This window comes from Sphingomonas sp. (assembly GCF_040398505.1).
Classification (GTDB): domain Bacteria; phylum Pseudomonadota; class Alphaproteobacteria; order Sphingomonadales; family Sphingomonadaceae; genus Sphingomonas.
Genome location: NZ_JBBATX010000167.1, coordinates 1 through 4175 on the forward strand (window position 1 = coordinate 1; position 4175 = coordinate 4175).

Below are 4175 nucleotides of genomic sequence, written 5' to 3' on the forward strand. Positions count from 1 at the left end.
CTGCGAATACCACATGTTGATCGCGACCGCAGCGGATTCGGCACGGGTTTTTGAAAGCATTCCCGGTACGACCCCGGCCAGTGCCGCGGCATCAGTAATGCTGTTGAGGCGGGTTTGCGCCCGCGCGGCGGTCGCATAGTCGATCGTCATGCCCGTCGCGAAGGTAATCGGCAGCAAGGCGAAGCCGAAGATCATCAGCACATTGCCACGACGCTGCTCGGTGAACCGTCGCAACGCAAACATAAATTGATGTTTAAAATATATCATGCCATATTATTCCGGATAATACTGATCAATTATAAGCAACGAATGCGGAATTGCGCGGCGACATATAGATTGTTTGTGTCAGCGGAATTGTACCAATCAACGATGATGCAAGGCCGGGTGTGTACGTGTAGTTTATCTCGCTAAAGATATAATAACTGTTTGGGGTCGAAAGGCCGGTGGGCATCGTAACCACAGCACCGGTCGCATAGGCCGTGCAGTTCAGCGGCCGACTCCAGCTAATCGTCGCCCGGCCGGTGCCATCAATCTGGATCTGGCTGATTCGCAACGCCGCGCTCGACGGTGAATATGGCGCCATCACTTGCCGCGACGCATTCAATATCTCATCTGCATCCGCCGCGGTCATCGTCGTGTTCTGCGTCGTCAAATCGGCCAGCGTCCGTACGGTGCTCCCGACTTTTCGATATGCGGACATGGCGTCCATCAACTGGAACCCACCGAGGAACAGCAGGACCAGAAACGGCAGCACGAACGCGAACTCAAGGAGCGCAATGCCGCGTTCCTCGCGGGCAAAGCGTCGGAGCCAGTCGGGTTTCGCGCCGAACCCGATCATGACGTGTAGGGCTCCGTCTTGAAGACCGATGTCGCAATGAGCAGACGTTTGCTGCTCGACATCGTCGACAAATCGAACCCGAGCGGCCCTTTGCTGACGTCCCAGATATACATGATGCGGGCCACCGTAATCTGGCCCGGGACGCCGGGGCTATATCCCCACGTGTTGTTGACATTGCCATTGCTGTCATAGGTGAGCGTCGGCACGCCGGTATTGGCGGACGAGAAATCCGACGAGACCTGAACATCGACGATGAGGTTCGAACATTTCATGAAAGCGGGCAGTTTCGTGCAGACCAGAGCCTTGAATTGGGCTTGCGTCAAATTGCTGTTCTGCGCGGCACCCGTGAGCAATTGGCGGACCGATTTCTCGGCGGTCGTTTCAAGATTTTGTTGCGCGAAGTAGACGAGGCTGGTTTGCAGCACCGCGATCAGGAGCGCCATGAACGGGCCGACGACAAAGGCGAACTCTATCAGCGCCGCGCCGCGTTGATCGCTGCCCAGCCGCTTGAGCGGATTGGCGAGGCGAAACCTCGCGCGGAAAAACGTCATCGACATGCCATAGCCTTAAAAGCTGGGAATATTTTGCATGGACTGCGTTAAGAATTTGGAAATGTCCGGACCGGGCCGTGAGGGTAATGCAGGTAAATGAGTGGCGACGATCCCGAACGCGCGCTGGCGCTGTCCTACGCTCCGGCGCCCGCCCGCGCCGCCCTCGCCGCGCTGTTCGCGCTCGACGCTACGCTGGCGCAGATCCTGCGGACGACGCGCGAGCCGCTGGTCGGGCAAATGCGGCTGACCTGGTGGCACGAGGCACTTAGCGCGCTCGATACCGCGCCGCCGCCGGCGCAGCCGGTGCTGCAAGCGCTCGCCGCCGAGGTGCTGCCGCAGGGAGTGACGGGGGCGATACTGGCGCGCATGATCGACGGGTGGGAGGCGTTGCTCGAAGCCGACCCGCTGTCCCGGACGGAGCTGATGGCCCATGCGCAGCAACGCGGTGTCGTCTTGTTCGAGGCGGCGGGGGCGATCCTTGGTTGCCCGATCGAAGACCGAGTCGCTGCGGCGGGTGCGGGATGGGCGCTGGTCGATCTGGCAGCGCATCTGAGCGATGTGGAGATCGCGGCGAGCGCCGGGTCGCTCGCCGCGGTGCCGCTCGGTTCCGCGACCGCGCGACGCTGGAGCCGCGCCGGGCGGCCGCTCGGCGCGCTGGCGCATATCGCGCGGATGGACCTGGCGTATCCGTCCTGCCGAGGCGTTCCGCGCGGCGCACCGAAGCGAGTCGCTCGGCTCGCCTGGCATCGGCTGACCGGACAATAGGCTTTCGTCGTTTCGCCGGACGGGTTAGCCTCGCTGCTCGGAGTCGGGGAGGATGCGCGATGTGGCGGTATCTGGTGGGCGGTCTGGCGACGCTGGCGCTGGTTGCGGCGGGGGTGGTGCTGTTCAATCGCAGTGGACGTTCGGTCGCGGCGCTCCCGTCGGCCCCGCTCGCCTTTGCGCAGAGCGCAGCAGAGGGCGCGCTGCCCGACAGCGTCCCCGAGGCAAGCGACCGGACGCGCGAGCAGAAGCGCTTCGATCGCTATGACAAGGATCGCAACGGCGCGGTGACGCGCGAGGAGTATCTCGCCAACCGGCGGAAGGCCTATGCCAAGCTCGACACCAATCACGATGGCACGCTGTCGTTCGATGAATGGGCGATCAAGGCCGAGACCAAGTTCGCGGTGGCCGATGCCGACAAATCGGGCGCGATGAACGCGACCGAATTTGCCACGACCGCGGTGAAGCGCAAATCGCCACGCGTGCGGCGCGATTGTCCGCCGGCGGCGGCGAAGGCGGAACCAGCGGGGGAGGGGGAGGAGAGCTAACGGTCTCCCCTCCCTGGAAGGGAGGGGCGGGGGTGGGTCGGCTTGTTATCGAACGCAGCGCCTGCCCCACACCAACCCACCCCCAACCCCTCCCTGTCAGGGAGGGGAGGAACTAAGCCGCCAGCCAGACCCCCAGCGCGGTCCGTGCGCGTTCGGTGTACATCTTCTTGCGATCGGCCTTTTTGGTGCGGCCGGTGATCGGCGGGAACAGGCCGAAATTGACGTTCATCGGCTGATACGTCTCCGCCACCGCCGCGCCGGTGATGTGGTGGAGCAGCGCGCCGAGCGCGGTTTCGACCGGGGGCGGGGTCATCGCAGGCCCACCCAGCTCCGCCGCGGCGAAGCGCCCGGCGAGCAAGCCGATCGCGGCGCTCTCGACATAGCCTTCGCAGCCGGTGATCTGCCCGGCGAAGCGGATGTTGGGGCGTGCCTTCAGTCGCAAGGTCGGATCGAGCAATTCGGGCGAGCGGATGAAGGTGTTGCGGTGCAGCCCGCCGAGCCGGGCGAACTCGGCATTTTGCAGGCCGGGGATGGTGCGGAACAGGCGGACTTGCTCGGCATGTTTCAGCTTGGTCTGGAAGCCGACGATGTTCCACAGCGTGCCCGACGCATTGTCCTGCCGCAACTGCACCACGGCATAGGGCCAGCGCCCGGTGCGCGGATCGTCGAGCCCGACCGGCTTCATCGGGCCGTAGCGCAGCGTATCGACCCCGCGCGCGGCGGCGACCTCGATCGGCATACAGCCTTCGAAATAGGGGACATCCTCCCATTGCTTGAACTCGGTCTTCTCGCCTTCCATCAGCCCGGTGTGGAAGGCGAGATATTCGTCCTTCGTCATCGGGCAGTTGATGTAATCCTTGGTATCGCCCTTGTCCCAGCGCGAGGCCATCCATGCGACGTCCATGTCGATGCTGTCGAAATGGACGATCGGGGCGATCGCGTCGAAAAAGGCGAGCGCGTCCTTGCCGGTCGCGCCGCCGATCTGGTCGGCGAGCGCGGGGGCGGTGAGCGGGCCGGTCGCGACGATCACCGGGCCGGTATCGGGCAGGATGTCGACGCGTTCGCGGACGATCTCGATATTGGGGTGCGCGGTCAGCGCGGCGGTGACGCCGTCCGAGAACCGATCGCGATCGACCGCCAGCGCGGAGCCGGCCGGGACCTTGTGAATGTCCGCCTCGCGCAGGATCAGCGAACCGAGCGTGCGCATTTCCTGGTGGATCAGCCCGACCGCATTGCTGTCGGCATCGTCCGAGCGGAAGCTGTTCGAGCAGACGAGTTCGGCGAGGCCATCGGTCTGGTGCGCCGGGGTCATCTCGCCGGAACCGCGCATTTCGGAGAGCTTTACGCGGAAACCGGCCTCGGCGAGCTGCCAGGCGGCTTCGGAGCCAGCGAGCCCGCCGCCGATGATGTGGATCTGGTGTGTCATGGCCTGGGCTGTAGCGGGGGCGGGGCGGGGTGGCAAAGGTCGATCGGGTG

Annotated in this window: 6 protein-coding genes; 2 read left to right on the forward strand and 4 right to left on the reverse strand. The window is 64.2% G+C overall.

Annotated features, from left to right (window positions below; all coding sequences use genetic code 11):
* From ABWP09_RS13835 to ABWP09_RS13845, 3 genes are all read right to left on the reverse strand, one after another.
* The coding region (locus tag ABWP09_RS13835; protein ID WP_353205707.1) for a TadE/TadG family type IV pilus assembly protein at positions 1–234 on the reverse strand (234 nt) is incomplete at its 3' end.
* Positions 235–292: 58 nt separating this feature from the next.
* Positions 293–838, reverse strand: coding sequence for a TadE/TadG family type IV pilus assembly protein (locus ABWP09_RS13840; RefSeq protein ID WP_353205708.1), 546 nt, complete (start codon positions 836–838; stop codon positions 293–295).
* Entirely contained in the window at positions 835–1389 is a 555-nt protein-coding gene (locus ABWP09_RS13845; protein WP_353205709.1) for a TadE/TadG family type IV pilus assembly protein, read from the reverse strand. The genes ABWP09_RS13840 and ABWP09_RS13845 overlap by 4 nt, the downstream gene beginning before the upstream one ends.
* Before the next feature lie 96 nt (positions 1390–1485).
* Between ABWP09_RS13845 and ABWP09_RS13850 the strand changes: the two genes are divergently transcribed.
* Together ABWP09_RS13850 and ABWP09_RS13855 are read left to right on the forward strand one after the other, a co-directional pair.
* A complete protein-coding gene (locus ABWP09_RS13850) occupies positions 1486–2154 on the forward strand; it encodes a squalene/phytoene synthase family protein (protein ID WP_353205710.1) in 669 nt (222 codons plus the stop codon).
* Positions 2155–2213: 59 nt separating this feature from the next.
* Positions 2214–2699, forward strand: a complete 486-nt coding sequence (locus tag ABWP09_RS13855) for an EF-hand domain-containing protein (protein ID WP_353205711.1) — start codon at positions 2214–2216, stop codon at positions 2697–2699.
* Between the two features lie 112 nt (positions 2700–2811).
* On the opposite strand, the gene trmFO is transcribed toward ABWP09_RS13855, so the two are convergent.
* Complete coding sequence (trmFO, locus tag ABWP09_RS13860; RefSeq protein WP_353205712.1) at positions 2812–4125, reverse strand: methylenetetrahydrofolate--tRNA-(uracil(54)-C(5))-methyltransferase (FADH(2)-oxidizing) TrmFO; 1314 nt, start codon at positions 4123–4125, stop codon at positions 2812–2814.
* Positions 4126–4175: the final 50 nt, after the last annotated feature.